Origin of the sequence: Amycolatopsis antarctica, from assembly GCF_002262875.1 — a bacterium.
In the GTDB taxonomy this organism is placed as follows: domain Bacteria; phylum Actinomycetota; class Actinomycetes; order Mycobacteriales; family Pseudonocardiaceae; genus Amycolatopsis; species Amycolatopsis antarctica.
In genome coordinates, this window is sequence record NZ_NKYE01000007.1 from 20,970 (window position 1) to 36,550 (window position 15,581).

15 protein-coding genes are annotated in these 15,581 nt (G+C 70.1%); 7 read left to right on the top strand and 8 right to left on the bottom strand.

The annotated features are described in order from the left end of the window. Positions 1-178 precede the first annotated feature (178 nt). Positions 179-523: a hypothetical protein gene (locus CFN78_RS12945; protein WP_094863027.1), complete on the top strand. Its 345-nt coding sequence runs from the start codon at positions 179-181 to the stop codon at positions 521-523. 13 nt (positions 524-536) lie between these two features. Then, positions 537-968 (top strand): hypothetical protein, encoded by a 432-nt coding sequence (locus CFN78_RS12950; RefSeq protein WP_094863028.1) that lies wholly within the window; start codon positions 537-539, stop codon positions 966-968. A gap of 637 nt (positions 969-1,605) precedes the next feature. Here CFN78_RS12950 and CFN78_RS12955 read toward each other — a convergent pair. Beyond that, the gene (locus tag CFN78_RS12955; protein WP_094863029.1) at positions 1,606-2,865 is read right to left on the bottom strand and encodes an MFS transporter; all 1,260 of its coding nucleotides are present in this window, start codon (positions 2,863-2,865) and stop codon (positions 1,606-1,608) included. After that, positions 2,858-4,192, bottom strand: coding sequence for a GH1 family beta-glucosidase (locus CFN78_RS12960; protein WP_094863030.1), 1,335 nt, complete (start codon positions 4,190-4,192; stop codon positions 2,858-2,860). Before CFN78_RS12960 ends, CFN78_RS12955 begins: the two co-directional genes overlap by 8 nt. Before the next feature lie 134 nt (positions 4,193-4,326). On the opposite strand from CFN78_RS12960, the gene CFN78_RS12965 reads away from it, so the two are divergent. Next, positions 4,327-4,965, top strand: a complete 639-nt coding sequence (locus CFN78_RS12965) for a TetR/AcrR family transcriptional regulator (RefSeq protein ID WP_094863031.1) — start codon at positions 4,327-4,329, stop codon at positions 4,963-4,965. A gap of 128 nt (positions 4,966-5,093) precedes the next feature. On the opposite strand, the gene CFN78_RS12970 is transcribed toward CFN78_RS12965, so the two are convergent. Next, positions 5,094-6,278, bottom strand: a complete 1,185-nt coding sequence (locus tag CFN78_RS12970) for an amino acid deaminase/aldolase (protein WP_094863032.1) — start codon at positions 6,276-6,278, stop codon at positions 5,094-5,096. A 103-nt stretch (positions 6,279-6,381) separates the two neighbouring features. Between CFN78_RS12970 and CFN78_RS12975 the strand changes: the two genes are divergently transcribed. After that, positions 6,382-7,686 carry a D-arabinono-1,4-lactone oxidase gene (locus CFN78_RS12975; RefSeq protein ID WP_094863033.1) on the top strand — a complete coding sequence of 435 codons (1,305 nt, stop codon included), beginning with the start codon at positions 6,382-6,384 and terminating at the stop codon, positions 7,684-7,686. Between the two features lie 14 nt (positions 7,687-7,700). On the opposite strand, the gene CFN78_RS12980 is transcribed toward CFN78_RS12975, so the two are convergent. The 3 genes from CFN78_RS12980 to CFN78_RS12990 all read right to left on the bottom strand — a co-directional run bounded on the left by CFN78_RS12980 (position 7,701) and on the right by CFN78_RS12990 (position 11,738). Continuing rightward, positions 7,701-8,351, bottom strand: a complete 651-nt coding sequence (locus CFN78_RS12980) for an NAD(P)H-binding protein (protein WP_094863034.1) — start codon at positions 8,349-8,351, stop codon at positions 7,701-7,703. A gap of 19 nt (positions 8,352-8,370) precedes the next feature. Then, entirely contained in the window at positions 8,371-9,015 is a 645-nt protein-coding gene (locus CFN78_RS12985; RefSeq protein WP_094863035.1) for a hypothetical protein, read from the bottom strand. 359 nt (positions 9,016-9,374) lie between these two features. Continuing rightward, positions 9,375-11,738: a serine/threonine-protein kinase gene (locus tag CFN78_RS12990; protein ID WP_094863036.1), complete on the bottom strand. Its 2,364-nt coding sequence runs from the start codon at positions 11,736-11,738 to the stop codon at positions 9,375-9,377. A gap of 155 nt (positions 11,739-11,893) precedes the next feature. Between CFN78_RS12990 and CFN78_RS12995 the strand changes: the two genes are divergently transcribed. Continuing rightward, positions 11,894-12,964, top strand: coding sequence for an HpcH/HpaI aldolase/citrate lyase family protein (locus CFN78_RS12995; protein WP_094863037.1), 1,071 nt, complete (start codon positions 11,894-11,896; stop codon positions 12,962-12,964). Continuing rightward, positions 12,961-13,830, top strand: coding sequence for an HpcH/HpaI aldolase/citrate lyase family protein (locus CFN78_RS13000; protein ID WP_094863038.1), 870 nt, complete (start codon positions 12,961-12,963; stop codon positions 13,828-13,830). Before CFN78_RS12995 ends, CFN78_RS13000 begins: the two co-directional genes overlap by 4 nt. Before the next feature lie 65 nt (positions 13,831-13,895). Here the strand turns inward: CFN78_RS13000 and CFN78_RS13005 are convergent, their stop codons facing one another. Then, complete coding sequence (locus CFN78_RS13005; RefSeq protein ID WP_133116339.1) at positions 13,896-14,351, bottom strand: hypothetical protein; 456 nt, start codon at positions 14,349-14,351, stop codon at positions 13,896-13,898. Positions 14,352-14,544: 193 nt separating this feature from the next. Between CFN78_RS13005 and CFN78_RS13010 the strand changes: the two genes are divergently transcribed. Continuing rightward, positions 14,545-14,979 carry a PPOX class F420-dependent oxidoreductase gene (locus tag CFN78_RS13010; protein WP_094863040.1) on the top strand — a complete coding sequence of 145 codons (435 nt, stop codon included), beginning with the start codon at positions 14,545-14,547 and terminating at the stop codon, positions 14,977-14,979. A gap of 65 nt (positions 14,980-15,044) precedes the next feature. Here CFN78_RS13010 and CFN78_RS13015 read toward each other — a convergent pair whose 3' ends face one another. Next, on the bottom strand, positions 15,045-15,512 hold the full coding sequence (locus tag CFN78_RS13015) for a hypothetical protein (protein WP_094863041.1): 468 nt from the start codon (positions 15,510-15,512) through the stop codon (positions 15,045-15,047). Positions 15,513-15,581: the final 69 nt, after the last annotated feature.

The following is a 15,581-nucleotide window of genomic DNA, read 5'->3' on the forward strand; positions in this document are numbered from 1 at the left end:
ACGTGGAACCAGGCCCGGTCGCCGCTATGACGGCGATCCCACCTTCTATCGGCTCGCTTTTCACCGCAATGTAGTCCTCAGTTCTCTGTGAGCGAGCCGCCACGGTCCGCGATCACTCAGAGCTACGACAGGCAGTTACGGAGCGCGGCGGAAGCCGCCGGGCAGATCGGAGCAGACGATGGCACTCGTCGACTCGCTCGCCGCGGAAGCGGACATCACCGCGAACTCCGCGCGCTCCTCCCGCGGCGAGGACCGCGGTCCGGCCCAGCGCCCCGCCCTGTCGGTCGCACCCGCGGCGTCCTCCCCGAAGGACTCCGGTGTGCGCAGGAACGAGGGCAAGCACACGGTCTGGCGCATCCAGTGCGGCGATCTCATCAGCCGCGAGCGCTGCGTGACCGTGTTCGTGGACAACGACGAGGTGGTCCTTGTGGGACCCCCCGGCGAAACCGCGCGGATGACGGGTGGCCAGCTCGGCCAGCTCCGTGCCGCGCTCAACGAGGCCGCCAAACTGGCGGAAAGGTGACGGTGAGTTCTACGTGGATCAGATCCTCGGGCAGGTTCTCCGCAATGCCGTATGGGAACGCCTCGACATGCTCTCCGACCTGGCCGACCAGGCCGACGCGGCATCTCTGGTCTCGGTGGCACGGTCCGAACTGCCGCGGCTGACCGACGGCTGGCGGGCCATGCTCCGTGCGCACGAGCCCGACGAGCGTGGTGACTGCCCGACCTGCTCCACCCGCTGGCACCGGTGCAAGGCTCCGTGCTCGGTCTGGCAGGTCGCACATGAGCACCTGGTGGCCGGCGGCCTCGCGCCCCAGCAGAACGTCCGGCCCGGTCGGCGACGCGCCCCCGAGCCCGCCATGCAACAGGAGACGGTGCCCCCGGCCCGCCAGGCACCGCTTCCCCGCCGGGTCCCGGCGGCCGAGACCACCGGCAGGCACGCTCTCGTCGCCGCATCGGCGCGATAGCCCCACCGGCAGGCGAGTTCCGGCCGACCAGCAGCCCCGCTGGGAAGACTCCGGTAGCTCGCCGTCCCCGACGGTTGGCTCGTCCGTACCCCCGAACGAGGCGAGCCGACCGTCGGCCAAACAACTCAACAACGTGAGGTTCCAGTGGCCGGTTCCAGCCACACCCCTTGCGGCAAGAACTCTGCGATTAATCTTAAAAAGTTCGCCCGAATGGCTAGCGGAGTAGCTGTCCGCCAGCTATCTTGATCCACAGAGGCCACTGGCCCAAAAATTGCAGAACGCAAGCTGTGGCTCCCCGCCCACATTGCGGCCCCGAAACTCCGCGGGCCGGTGCCGTTGCACTCCCCCTCCCCCGACCGGCACCGGTCCGCGGCCCCAACGCCCACCCACGTGTTGGCTTTCCTACCTGGTCATCCAGGATCTCCTTACGCAGCCCCGATGCGCGCACTCGCGCATCGCGTGAGCGCGTCGATTCCTTCCCAGAATTCCAGCCCGACCTGCCGGTAAGGCGTTACCCGACCTGCCGGCAATTGTTCTCGTCGCGTTGAATAAGCACCGTGGCGAAGCTGGCATCCGGCTAGTGGACGTTTACTTACGAGTCGCCGTCATTGGTCGCTTATCGGCCGTCGCGGATTACTCAGGGGACGGCGCGGACGCGGCTCAGCAGGACTCCGGCCAGCAGGGTGAGCACGGCGGCGAGGGCGTAGAGGCCGCGGTAGCCGGCCGGAGTGGTCAGCACGACCGTCGCGATCACCGGGGCGAGCACCTGCGGCAGTGAGTTCGAAATGTTCAGGATGCCGAGGTCCTTGGCGCGACCGGAGGCGGCGGGCAGTACCTGCGTCAGCAGCGCGAGGCCGACTGCGGCGTAGACGCCGAAGCCGAGCCCGAGCAGGAGCGCGGCGAGCATGGTTCCCGGCCAGGTCTGCCAGACGGCGAGCAGCGCTGACGCGACGGCCATCACGGCCACGGACAGGTAGATGTAGGGCTTCCTGCGCCCGGACCGGTCGGACAGGGTGCCGGTGACGACGGCGCCGAGCACGACCGCCGCGGCGTAGATGCCCATCGCGATCAGCAGACCGCCCTCCGGGTCGGGCAGCCGTACGACGTCGGTGAGGAAGAACAACAGGTACATGACGCCGAGTGCGTTGCCGACCTGGGTGAGGAAGTGCCCGCCCCAGGCCCACGCGAAATCCGGATGCTCGCGCGGCGACACCCAGAGTCCGCGCAGCGCTGCGCCCAGCGGTTGCCGTGCCGCGGCGGAGCGGGGCAGCACGGCGTCCTCGGTGCTGAGAACGAACGTGAGGACGCAGGCCAGCACGACGGCCGCGCAGACGAGGTAGCCGCCGGCCGGGCCGGCGATGAAGGTGGTGATCACCAGCGTTCCGACGAGCGTGCCGAGGATCTGGGTGGTCCCGACGACTCCGGCGACCCGTCCGCGCTGGAGTACCGGAACCCGGTCGGGCAGTGCCGCGGAGAGCGCGGCCAGCGTCGCGTTGAGTCCGGCCTGGGCGAGGCACCAGCCGGCCGTCATCTGCGGGACGTCCTGTGCTCCGGCGAGCGCCAGGAACCCGAGCCCGCCGGTGACGGCGCCGCCGACCGCCCACGGCCCGCGGCGGCCGAAGCGTGAGCTGGTGCGGTCGGAGGCGGCGCCGGCCAGCGGTGCGGCCACGGCGGCGACGAGCGCGCCGGCACCCGCGACGAGACCGAAGATCGTTTCCTTGGCCGCCGCGTCGAGAAGTTCGGCCTGTTGCGGCAAGAGAAGCTGGATCGGCGTGATGAGGGCGAACCAGAGTCCGAGGTTGGCGAGGAACAGCAGGCTCGTCCAGCCCAGCCGCACCGGGGTCCTCGGCTCGTCGAGTGCGCTGGGGCCCACGTCCCGCCCGGCCGCCCTAGCCATCGATCAGCTTCCGATACCAGTGGTACGAGTCTTTGGGGGTGCGGCGCAGGGTGTCGTAGTCGACGTGCACCAGGCCGAACCGGGGCGCGTATCCCTTGGACCATTCGAAGTTGTCCAGCAGCGACCAGACGAAGTACCCGCGTACGTCGACGCCCTCGGCCATCGCGGACCGGACGGCGTCGAGGTGCTGGTCGAGGAAGTCCACCCGGTCGGGGTCGTGCACGGTGCCGTCCTGGCCGACCTCGTCGGCGCAGGCGCAGCCGTTCTCGGTGATGTGGATGGGCGGCAGGGCGTCGCCGTAGTCGCGGAGCATGCCGGTCAGCAGTTCCCGGAACGCGCCGGGCACGACCGGCGAGTCGTTGGTGGTGCGGCGATACCCCTCGACCTGGCGCAGCTCGAACGGCAGCGGATTCCCTTCGCCGGGAGCGGCGACGGCCTGCGGCTCGTAGTAGTTGACGCCGTAGAAGTCGATCGGTTCGGCGATCACCGGCAGGTCCTCGGCGTAGCCCTCGGGCAGGTGGGTGGCGAGTTCCTCCGGGTACCGGCCGAGCAGTACCGGGTCGGCGTAGAGGCGGTTGAGCAGCACGTCGAGGTGCCGGGCGGCGGCGCGGTCGGCGTCGTTGCCGGTGACCGGCCAGACCGGGCCGTGGTTGTTCGCCGTGCCGACGCTGCCCGCCCCGGCCGCGCGCAGTGCGCGGACGCCGAGGCCGTGGGCGAGATTCTGGTGGTGTGCGGTGGGAATCGCGTCGAGCAGCAGGGTGCGGCCGGGGGCGTACTCACCGATCGCGTAGCCGTACACGGTGGTGACCATCGGTTCGTTGATCGGGATCCACATGGTGATCCGGTCGGCGAAGCGCTCGCCGAGGATGGCGGCATAGTCGGCGAAGCGTTCGGCGGTGTCCCTGGAAAGCCAGCCGCCCGCGTCTTCCAGTGGCTGCGGGAGGTCCCAGTGGTAGAGGGTGGCGACGGGCGCGATGCCCGCCTCGCAGAGGCCGTCGACGAGGCGGTCGTAGAAGTCGAGTCCGGCAGGGTTGGCCGGCCCGGAGCCGCTTGCCTGGATTCGGGGCCAGGCGAAGGAGAACCGGTAGGCGTCGACGCCGAGGTCGCGCATCAGCGCGATGTCCTCGGGATAGCGGTGATAGTGATCGGCGGTGACGTCGGCGTTCTCGCCGTTCGCTATCTTTCCGGGCGTGCCGGTGAATGTGTCCCAAATGGACGGTCCGCGGCCGTCGGCCCGCGTCGCTCCCTCGATCTGGAACGAGGCCGTCGCGACGCCCCAGGTGAACTCGTTCGGGAAGCTGTGTCGTGGCACCGAAGTGTCTCCCATCGCCGCTTCGCGAGCCCCACGCTGGGAACCAGCGAATAAACGTGAATAGTTCTCGGATTCTAGGTGTTCCCTCGACCGGGCGAAAGGCCGTCGACAGGTTATTGTCCCTGACCAGCAGGGGGAGGAGTCACGACATGACCGATGGTCAGACGACGAGGTCGGCCGGTTCGGCTCCGCTGCGGCGCCAGCCCGTCCAGCAGCGCAGCGCGGACCGAGTCGAACGCATGCTGGACGCCAGCGCGGCGCTGATCGAGGAGATCGGCTACGACGGTGTGACCACCACGCTGATCGCGAAGCGCGCCGGTGTCGCGGTGGGTTCGCTCTACCAGTTCTTCCCGGACAAGCGGGCCGTGGTGCAGGCACTGACGCAGCGGAACCTCGAACGGTTCATGTCGGCGGTCGGCGAGCAGATGAACGCGGGCGAGCATCAGCACTGGTGGGATCTGGTCGACGGGATGCTGGACATCTACCTCCGGATGCACCGCGAGGTACAGGGTTTCTCGCAGGTGCACTTCGGCGACGTGGTGGATACCCGGCTGCTCGACGATCAGCGGGACAACAACGGCGTCGTCGCCGAAGCGGTGGTGCAGTTGCTGGCGGAACGGTTCGGCCTCGACGAGGAGCGGCTGGAGCTGCCGGTGGCGGTGGCCATCTCCACCGCGGACGGCCTGTTGAAACTCGCGTTCCGCGACAATCCGGCCGGCGACCAGGCCGTCGTCGATGAGACGAAGTACCTGCTCAAGGGCTATCTGGCGAGCAGGCTCGGCGACTGATCACAGTTGTCCACAACGGGCGTTGCCTGTGGACAACTCGGATCGATCGCCCTACGCCGGGGGTGGGCGGCGGTAGGGTGGAGCGGGGACGCCCCCCAGGGCGGGTGGGGGGTCGGAAGGCTCCGAATTCACCCGAAGCAAACCCCTTCACCGCGGTAGGTGGGCACGGTGCGTTCCACCCGATCGCCGTCGACCAGGTGATAATCGGTGAACCTTTCCGCCAGTTCCCCCGCCTTCGCGTGCCGCAGCCAGACCCGGTCACCGACACGCAGCGACCGCGCCGCCTTGCCCGCCACCGGGGTCTGCACCTCCCCCGCGCCCTCCGCACGCAGCAGGCGCAACCCCTCCGGCAGGTAGGGCACCGGCGGCCGGGACGGCCCCACCGGCCCGGACGCGACGTACCCGCCCGCGAACAAGGTCGCGATCCCCTTCGACGGCTTGCGCACCACCGGCAACGCGAACAAGGCCGCGGGCCGCGGCGCGAAGCGCGTGTAGGCGTCGAACAACGCCGGGCCGATCAGCCCCGAACCGGCCGCGATCTCGGTGACCGAGCCATCCGCGGACGTCGACTCGATGCTGCCCGTCCCCCCGCCGTTGACGAACTCCAGCTCGGCCAGCTCGCCGACGGCGCGCACCACCGCCCCGCGACGCCGCGCCAACTCGTCCGCCGACCGGCGCTGCATCCACCGCACCGCCGAACCGAGCGCCGCGTTGCCGGGCGCGTCACCGATACCGGCGATCTGCCCCTCGTACGCCATCACGCCGACCAGCCGGAAACCCTTGCGCGACAACACCTTGCGCGCCATCTCGACGGCCTGCCGAACGGTGAACACCGGCGACCGCCTCGTCCCCACCTGCACCCTCGGCAACGGCCGCCAGGAGGCGTCCAGCTCCAGGCAGACCCGGATCTCCGGGTGGTCCAGACCGAGCGCCGCATCGACCAGGTCGAGCTGCTCCGGCGAGTCGATCATGATGGTGATCTCCCCGCGCGCCCGCTCATCCGCGGCGAGCGCGCGCAGGGCGGCATGATCCACCGTCGGGTAGGCGACGACCAGGTCACCGCAGACCCGCTGGCGGGACAGCCACAACGCCTCTGGCAGCGAGTAACACATCAACCCGGCGACGCCCGGCACGGCGAGCGCCCGCTCCAGCAGCGCCCGGCAGCGCACCGACTTGGTGACCAGCCGGATCGGCTTGCCGTTCGCCCGGCGCACCAGGTCCGCGGCATTGGCGTCGAACGCCGCGAGGTCGACAATGGCGAACGGCGGGTCGAGATCCTTCGTCGCCAGGTCGTACACGTTCGGAGCAGTCACAGGTTAACCGTACGACAATCCCGGTTGAAACGCGAATACAATTCACTTATCGTTCTCGGAAGTACACGAGGACGAGACCGACCAGCGAAAGCGTGGCGAGCCGATGACGTCGTGGACGAACTGGGCGGGCACCGCGACCGCTGACCCGCAACGGGTGCACCGGCCACGCGAGACCGCCGGGATCGCCGAGGCCGTCACCCGGGTGGCTGTGGACGGACGCACGGTACGCACCTGGGGTAGCGGGCATTCCTTCAGCCCCATCGCCGTCGCCGACTCCGACGCGATCGACCTCACCGGCTGGACCGGCATCGCCTCGGCCGACACCCGCACGGGCCTGGTGACGGTGCGCGCGGGCACCACGCTGCGCACGCTGAACACCGATCTGGAACGCCTCGGCCTGGCCATGACCAACCTCGGCGACATCGACGCGCAGACGATCGCCGGGGCGATCTCCACCGGGACGCACGGCACCGGCGCCCGGTTCGGCGGTATCGCCACCCAGGTCGCGGAACTGGAACTGGTGCTCGCCGACGGCTCGGTGGTCACCTGCTCGGCCGAAGACCGGCCGGAGCTTTTCGCCGCCGCCCGAGTTGGCCTCGGCGCGCTGGGCGTCATCACCACCGTGACGCTGCGCTGCGAACCGTCCTTCACCCTCGCCGCCAGGGAATATCCAGCGCCGCTGGAGTCCGTGCTGGAGGGTTTCGACGAGTCGGCGACGGCCAACGACCATTTCGAGTTCTACTGGTTTCCCTACGGCCGCAACGCGCTGGTCAAGTGCGACAACCGGCTCCCACTCGGCAGCGAAACGGCTCCGCTGAGCCGTTTCCGCCGGTTCCTGGACTACGAGGTGATGGAGAACGTCGCCTTCGGCACGCTCTGCCGGATCGGCCGCGCGGCGCCGAAACTGGTGCCGCGACTGGGAAAACTGTCCTCGTCGGTGTTGTCCTCCCGGGAGTACAGCGACCTTTCCCATCGGGTCTTCGTGACGCACCGGGGGGTGCGGTTCGTCGAGTCGGAGTACGCGGTGCCACGCGAGGCGCTGCCCGAGGTGCTGGCGGCACTGCGGGCACTGGTGCCCAGGCTGCACACGCCGGTGGCGTTCCCGGTGGAGGTCCGGGTCGCCGCCGCCGACGACATCTGGCTCTCCACCGCCTACGGCCGCGACTCGGCCTATGTGGCGGTCCACCAGTTCGCCGGGATGCCGTACGAGCGGTACTTCGCCGAGTTCGCCGCGATCGCGGGCGCCGCAGGGGGGCGCCCGCACTGGGGCAAGCTGCACGACCTGGACGCCGCCGCGCTGCGCGAACGCTATCCGCGTTTCGACGACTTCCTGCGCGTGCGCAAGGAGGTCGACCCGGACGGGGTGTTCCGCAACGCATACCTCGACCGGGTGCTCGGCCCCGGCTGAGGCTGCCCGGCGAGCTACGCGCGGATCAGTGCCTCGTCGATCGGCGTGTTGCCCTCGGTGAGTTCCAGGGTGCGGCCGAAGGTCGTGTCGTCGGCCAGCAGGGCGGCGATCACCGCTGCCACGTCCTCGCGCGACACCTCGCCAGCGGGAACGCTGTCGGCGAGGTGCACGCTGCCGGTGGCGGGCTCGTCGGTGAGCTTGCCGGGCCGCAGGATCGTCGAGTCCAGGTCACGGGCGCGCAGGTCGTCCTCCGCGGCGGCCTTGGCCCTGAGGTAGATGGCGAACACCTCGTCCATACCCGGGTCGTCCGCCCGGTCGAGACCCATCGCGCTGACCTGGATGTGCCTGCGTACGCCCGCGCGCTCGGCGGCCTCGGCGAACAGCGCCGCGGCGGCGCGGTCGACGGTGTCCTTGCGGTCCGACCCACTGCCGGGGCCGGCTCCGGCGGCGAACACGGCCGCGTCGGCACCCTCCAGCACCTTCGCGACCTCCGCGACCTCGGCGTGCTCCAAGTCCAGAACGGCCGGTTCGGCGCTGGAATCGCGCAGGTCTGCCGCGTGCTCCGGGTTACGGATGATCCCCACCGCGTCGTCGCCCTGGGCGGCCAGCAGCCGCTCCAGGTGCAGTGCGATCTTGCCGTGCCCGCCCGCAATCACTACTCGCATACCGGCGACCCTATGCGTCTCAGTCGACGCTCGCAGGAATCTCCCCGGTGGCCAGCAGTTGCTCGTAGACGACCTCGTTGACCCAGCGGGACACGGCGTCCTCGTCGAGCAGGATCCGCTCCTCGCCCCCGGCCAGGTCCAGCCCGACGATCGCGTCCTCGTCGGCGCTCACCACAGCGAGGCCGTAGGCGCGGGCACGGGGCAGGCAGTTGTCGACGTAGTCGCGGGTGAGTACCGCGGTGGAGGGCAGGACCATCGCCGCCTCGCCGTACCGCGCGAACGGGACCGTGGCGGCGATGGCGGTACGCCAGTGCCGTTCGACGGCCAGCACGCCGACGATCTCCGCCGCCGCACCCGGCACCGAACCGGCCATCTCCGGCCACATCCAGGTGGACACCGTGGTGCGGTCGGTGATCGGCTCCACGCCCATCGCGATGCGCTCGGCGTGGACCTCGGTGCGCAGCCGCGCGACCACACAGACCTTGCGGCCCAGGATCCGCTGCTGCGGCAGCACGACGCCGTCCCAGCCGAGCTGGGCGGCCGCCTCGGCGGCCAGCTCCTCGACGCTCGCGGGCAGTTCGAGCGGTGGCACCTCTCGGGTCGGTCGCGGACGGCTCCCGATCGAGCCGCCGGTGATCGCGGTGTGCCCTGGTGTAACCGCCACGAAGTCCGCCTCCCTCTTCCTGCTTCGGTATCGCTCTGCAGTACCCGGTCCGATCGGGTGACCCGGGGCGGACCGTTCGGCCGCCGCCCGCGTCCTGGAACACCGGCGGTGACGTGTGCACTGCTGTACCTCTCCTGGCTACCAGGTAGAACACGGGTCATCGCCAGGTCAGCGACCCGACTGCGATCGACGGCGTCGAACGGTCGGTGACCGGTCGACGGGCGGTCATCCGACTTCAGTCCGACCGTGCCGCCGGAAGAGTGAGCGCGGGCCGAACGGCATCTACTCCGCGCAGCGCCGCCGGGAGTCGCAGGTCACACGGAAGCGTTTTCCGTTGTATGTCAACGGTTTTCGGCCGCTCAGCCGACCGTCCCCTCGGCGAGCATGCGGTCGACCTCCGGGCTTCCCCATTCGTCCACGACGACGACCTGGCTCTTCGGCAGGAACCACAGCCGTTGCGTGACACTCACTGGCCCGGATGTCTCACCGCTTCCCTTGGGCACGCAGGCGACCGTCCACTTCTCGTAGACGGCCTCGACGGCGCCGACCGATGCCAGCCCGGACTCCACCTTCGTCGCCGTGCCCTCCTGCCACAGGTCCTTGCGCCCGGCGGCGTTGCAGGCCCTGCCGTTCGCGCTGCGCCGGTACGGCCGCCCCGGCTCGTAGCTCGGCTGCTCGGCGTTCGCCCGTGCGTTGTCGGTGACCAGGAAGTAGGCGCAATTGCTGTAGCGCTGCGGATCCGGGCAGTCCGCGCCGTTCACCACGACCCGTTCGAGCCCCTGGTCCTGCACCGTCCAGCCGAACGGAACGCCGATGGTGAGCCTGCCGACGCTCAGCGGGTCGCCGCCCGGAGCGGGCACCCCGGCGGACGGCGAAACAGACGGCGAGGCAGCAGGCGGGGCAGCCGGTGACGGCGAACCGGGCGTCGGCCGCGGCAGCGTCCGCACGGAGGGCAGCCGGGCCGCCATCTCCGGCGCGAGCAGGTCGGTCACCTGCTCGTACGGCAGCGTGATCGTCCTGGTGACGCCGCAGCCGGTGGGGTAGCCGAGTTCGAACTGCGAGATCACCACGTCCGCACCGTCCGGGCCGAACGCGAGCTGTACGCCGGGCCGCTTGCCCTGCTCGCCGGTGAGCGCCCGGGTGGTGATGTTGCCCCGATCTGTGACGCTGTCGCCGTAACCAGGACAGAGTTCGCCGCCGTTGACCTCGTGCAGGCGATCGACCAGCAGAGCGGTCCCGGTGTCGGTGAGCGTGGACGCGGCGAGGACCTCCTTCGGGCTCAGCCCGCTCGCCGCCTTCAGGTCGATGTTGACGATCTCGCTCTGCTTCCAGGACGAGTGCCAGAGGAAGTCCGAGTCGAGCGTGAAGTCGTAGCGGACGGACAGGAAGTCGGGCGTGTGCGCACGGATCCGCACCTCGGAGGTGAGGTGCGGCATTTCGGCCGTCCCCTCGGGCGGGGTCGCGCGGAGCTGGTCGCGGACCTGATCCGCGTAGTCGTCGACGGGTGCCATCAGCAGCGCGTTGATCTTCCCGTCGGTGGCCGGATCGGGATAGCCGGAGACCGCGACGTACTTCGCGTTCAGGTCGAAACCCGGGTCGCTGGACGTCTCCGAGCGGGTCTGCACCGCGACCAGCACTGCCGGGGGCGGCGCGGCGGCGGGCGTCTCCTCGGCACCGATCGTGGTCACGGCGATGACCGCGCCACCGACCAGCACTGCCGCGCCGACGCCGATCGTCGCGACCTTGGCCCCGACCGAGCCCAGGACGCCCTTGCCGACCGGCCCCGCCGCGACGGGCACGCTCGCCGCCACCCCGCCCGCACCGGCCGGGGCGAGCACCGACGCCGTGCCGAGCAACGCCAGCGGCGACAGCGCGACCAGCGTGGCCGCCCGCTCGGCGAGCCTGCGCAGGCCACGGTCCTCCCAGTCCTGGCCGTACGCCGCGGCCGCCGCCGACTCCAGCTCCGCGACGAACGCCCGCGCCCCCGCGGGCCGGGCCGCGAGCTCCTTCGCCATGCCGCGCACGACCAGCCCGCGGACCGCCTCCGGCACCTCGCCGAACGGGATCGGGGCGTACTCGTGCAGGTTGCGCAGGGCTTGCGGGTCCTCGGCGCGATACGGCTTGCGGCCCGTCACGCACTGGAAGAACACGCAGGTGGCGGCGTAGACGTCGGTTGCGGGCGTACCGGGCTGTCCCGCCCACTGCTCGGGTGCCATGTACGCGGGCGTTCCGGCGGCGAGGCCCGCCTGCCCATCGAGCACGGCGAGGCCGAAGTCGACGAGCTTGCTCTCCCGCTGCCCGCCGACTAGCACGTTGTCCGGCTTGTAGTCCCGGTGCGCGACGCCGGCCTCGTGCGCGGCGGCCAGCCCCAGCAGGGAACCCTTCAGCACGGCGAGTGCGGCCTCCGGGGCGAGCACGCCGTCCGCCCGCAGGACGGACCGCAGCGACACCCCCGGCACGGCCTCCATCACGATCGCGGCGCCCTGCGGGGTCTCGGCGAACTGGTACAGCCGGACGACGTGCGGACTGCTGACGCGCTGGAGCAGGTACGCCTCCTGCCGGAAGCGGGACAGGTACAGCTCGTCGGCGAGGTAGCGCTCGTACAGGTACTTGATCGCGACGAAGGTGCCCGAATCGTCGTGTCTGGCCAGCACCACGCGGCCGAATCCGCCCTCACCGAGCCGTTCGATCTCCGTGTAGCCGGACAGCTGCCAGTCCCCCACGGCGCCTCCTCCTCGATCCCGCTGGTGAGAGTACGTGCGCGCGCCGACGGTTCCCACGGTGCTCGCAGCCGGGCGCGGGTGACCTTGACCGCAGCGCTTCGGGCAGGTGCGGGGTTAGGGTCACCGCAGGTGAACCCCATCGTTGTGGAGGATGCATGCGCTCGCCGAAGGACTTCTTCGCGCCCCTTGCCGTGGGTGCGCCCGATCCCGTTCGGGAGATCCCGGCGCTGCCCTCCCGCATGATCCACTTCTTCGATCCGAGCAACGAGAAGATGGCCGCGAAGGCGCCCGAGATCGCCAGGAAGGTCGACGTCCTGCTGGGCAACCTGGAGGACGCCGTCCGGGCCGACCGCAAGGAGGCCGCCCGGGACGGCCTGGTGGCGATCGCCAAGGCGAACGACTTCGGCCGTACCCAGCTCTGGACCCGGATCAACAGTCTCGACTCGCCGTGGGTGCTGGACGACCTGATCACGCTGGTCACCGAGATCGGCGACAAACTCGACGTGATCATGGTGCCGAAGGTGGAGGGCGCGCAGGACATCCACTACGTCGACCGGTTACTGGCGCAGCTCGAAGCGCGCGCCGGCATCGAGAAGCCGTTGCTGGTGCACGCGATCCTGGAGACGGCGTCCGGCGTGGCATGCGTCGAGGAGATCGCCGGGGCCAGCCCCCGGATGCAGGGCATCTCGCTCGGCCCGGCCGACCTCGCCGCGAGCCGCCGGATGAAGACCACCCGCGTGGGTGGCGGCCACCCGGGCTATCTGGTGCGCACCGATCCGGTCGGCGAGGACCTCGACGCGGGCCGCACCACCTACCAGCAGGACCTGTGGCACTACACGGTCGCGCGGATGGTGGACGCCTGCGTGGCGAACGGGATCCTGCCGTACTACGGGCCGTTCGGGGACATCCGCGACGTGGTGGCCTGCGAGGACCAGTTCCGCAACGCTTTCCTGCTCGGCTGCGTGGGGGCGTGGAGCCTGCACCCGGCGCAGATCGAGATCGCGAAGCGGGTGTTCTCGCCGTCCCCGGAGGACGTGGCGTGGTCGCGCAGGGTGATCGACGCGATGGGCGACGGCACGGGTGCCGTGATGATCGACGGGAAGATGCAGGACGACGCCTCGGTGAAGCAGTGCCGCGTGGTCGCGAAACTGGCCGACGAACTGTCGGCGGAGGACCCGGAACTGGCCGAGGCATACGACAAGGCGACGAAGGAACTCACTCGATGACTGAACTCAGACCCCGCCGCTCGGTGCTCTACATGCCGGGCGCCAACGAGCGCGCACTGGAGAAGGCCAAGGGTCTCGACGCGGACGCGCTCATCCTCGACCTCGAGGACGCCGTCGCCCCGGATGCCAAGGAAGCGGCCCGCGAGCGGGTGTGCGCCGCGGCGTCGTCCGGTGAGTACGGCGACCGTGAGGTGACGATCCGCGTCAACGGCATCGACACCGAGTGGCACGAGCCGGACCTGCGGGCGGCGGCGAAGGCCGGCCCCGCCGCGGTGGTGGTGCCGAAGGTGAACTCCGCGCGGGACGTGCAGAACATCGAACGCGCGCTGGAACTCGGCGGCGCGCCGGAGCACACCGCGATCTGGGCGATGCTGGAGACGCCGGTCGCGATGCTGCGGGCGGAGGAAATCGCCTCGGCGTCGGAGCGGCTGACCGTGCTCGTGATGGGGACCAACGATCTGGCGAACGAACTGCACGCCGAGTTCGTGCCGGACCGGGGGCCGCTGCTGGGCGGGCTCTCGCTGTGCCTGCTCGCCGCCCGCGCCACCGGGAAGGTCATCCTGGACGGCGTCTACAACGACGTGAAGGACCTGGAGGGGTTCGAGGCGGAATGCCTGCAGGGCAGGCGGTTCGGCTTCGACGGCAAGACGTTGATCCATCCCGGCCAGCTCGAACCGTGCAACCGCGTGTTCGCCCCGTCGGACGACGAGGTGACAAACTCCCGCAAGATCATCACCGCGTTCGACGAAGCGCAGGCCGCCGGCAAGGGCGTCGTCACGGTCGACGGGCGGATGATCGAGAACCTGCACGTCGCCAACGCGCAGCGGATCCTCGCCCTGCACGAGGCGATCGGCGCGAAGTCCTGAACCGGCCGCACCCGGCGGTGCCGGGCCGGAGATCATCTCCCGGCCCGGCCGCTCGCCGCTGAAGATCAGCAGTTCAGGCTGTAGAACCACGTCGGGTTGTAGAGCCGGATCCACGAGCCTGGCGAGTAGTACCAGCCGCGGAAGAAGATCCCGCACTTGGTGGACCGCACGCAGTCCGTGTCCTCCCAGTATTTCGTCGAGTCCTGGCCTGACCGCAGGTCACGCCGGTCGGGACCGTCCGGATCGGACGCCGGTTGGCACGACCACCGGTCCGACGAGTTGTGGTGGATCTGCAACGTCCGACCGGTGCGGTTGTGCGCCTCACCGCATGCTGGCCACGTGCAGTCCTCCCCCAGCGCGCCGACCTCGCCACTCGCCGGCACTTCCTCGACGAGGATCACGCCGACCCCTTCGGGTGCCGTCCTGGACCGGTCGACGTCGCCCGCCTGCGCCGATCCGGTGAGTCCCAGCGATGCCGCGGCCAACGCCGCGGCCACCACTGCCGTCCTCCATCTACGCATCTCGCTTCCCCCTGCTCTGTTCGCTTCTCCCGCCCTTCGGCGAGGAAACGAGAGTCGCCGACGCGGTGCCGCCCGGGCAACGGGTTCACCGTCCCGAACGGCGCTGGGACGGCGAAAAGCCCGCCGAGCTGGGCCTTCTTCACCTGCGCGGGACGCTTGACCTCTACTTTAGTCGAGGTTCTACCGTGGAGGCATGGGTCTCACCGAAGTGGAACGGACGTACCTCGCGGGACAGTCGATCGGCAGGCTGGCGACCGTCGGACCCGACGGTGTGCCGCAGATCCGGCCGGTCGGTTTCCGGCTCAACGCCGACGGGACGATCGACATCGGCGGGCCGGAGAACGCCAGGAGCCAGAAGTACCGCAACGCCCAGTCGAGGCCGCGCGCGGCGTTCGTAGTCGACGACATGACCCCCGACGATCCGGGCGAAGTGTCACCTGGCTGGGGCCGAGGTGTGGAGATCCGCGGCGACGTGGAGGTGCTGTCGGTGCGGGACATCCCGGTGGCACCGGGCTTCTTCAGCCACGACGTGATCCGCCTGCATCCGCGCCGGGTGATCAGCTGGGCCATCGATCACGAACAGCCCAAGGGAACCTCACGCACGGTGGCGCGGGAATCGGCGGAGTGATCCGCATACGGCGCGGCCGGTCACCGTCTCGGACGATGACCGGCCGCGCCGCCCCCTGAATGTGGCTACTCGACCTTCGCCTTGCCGCAGATCTTGCCGCCGGTCGGGTGGTGCAGGCAGGTGCGCACGGAGTGCCCGGTGTTGTTCAAAAACCCGATGGCCGCGAAGTAGCCACCCGGAACCGGGTGCACGCCGGTCGGCCCGCACACCTGTCCGTCCTCGTTCTCCAGCGAGACCCGGACGTCGGAATTCTCGGTCGTGACCGTCGCGAGGTTCTTGTCCGAGATCCGTAGCTGCGTCATCGCGACCGACGACGTGCCGTACCCGAAGCTGTACGGCGACGGCAGCAAGTACGGCACGTCGTTGTGCCACGGTGGCAGGTCGCAGTCGCTACCCGCCGGCACCGCGGCGGCCGCGGCCCGTGCCACGGTGTCGGCCGGCGCCTCCGGTTCCGCCTGCGCGGCTCCCACGCCCACGAGCGGCAGTACCGCCGCCGCGGCGAGCACCGCACCCATCTTCCATTTGCCGTTCATGATTCCCCCATTTCGAAATTGAGTTCCCGCCGGCCCCTTCCGGCGACGGACCAACCGTGCCGAGTCGGA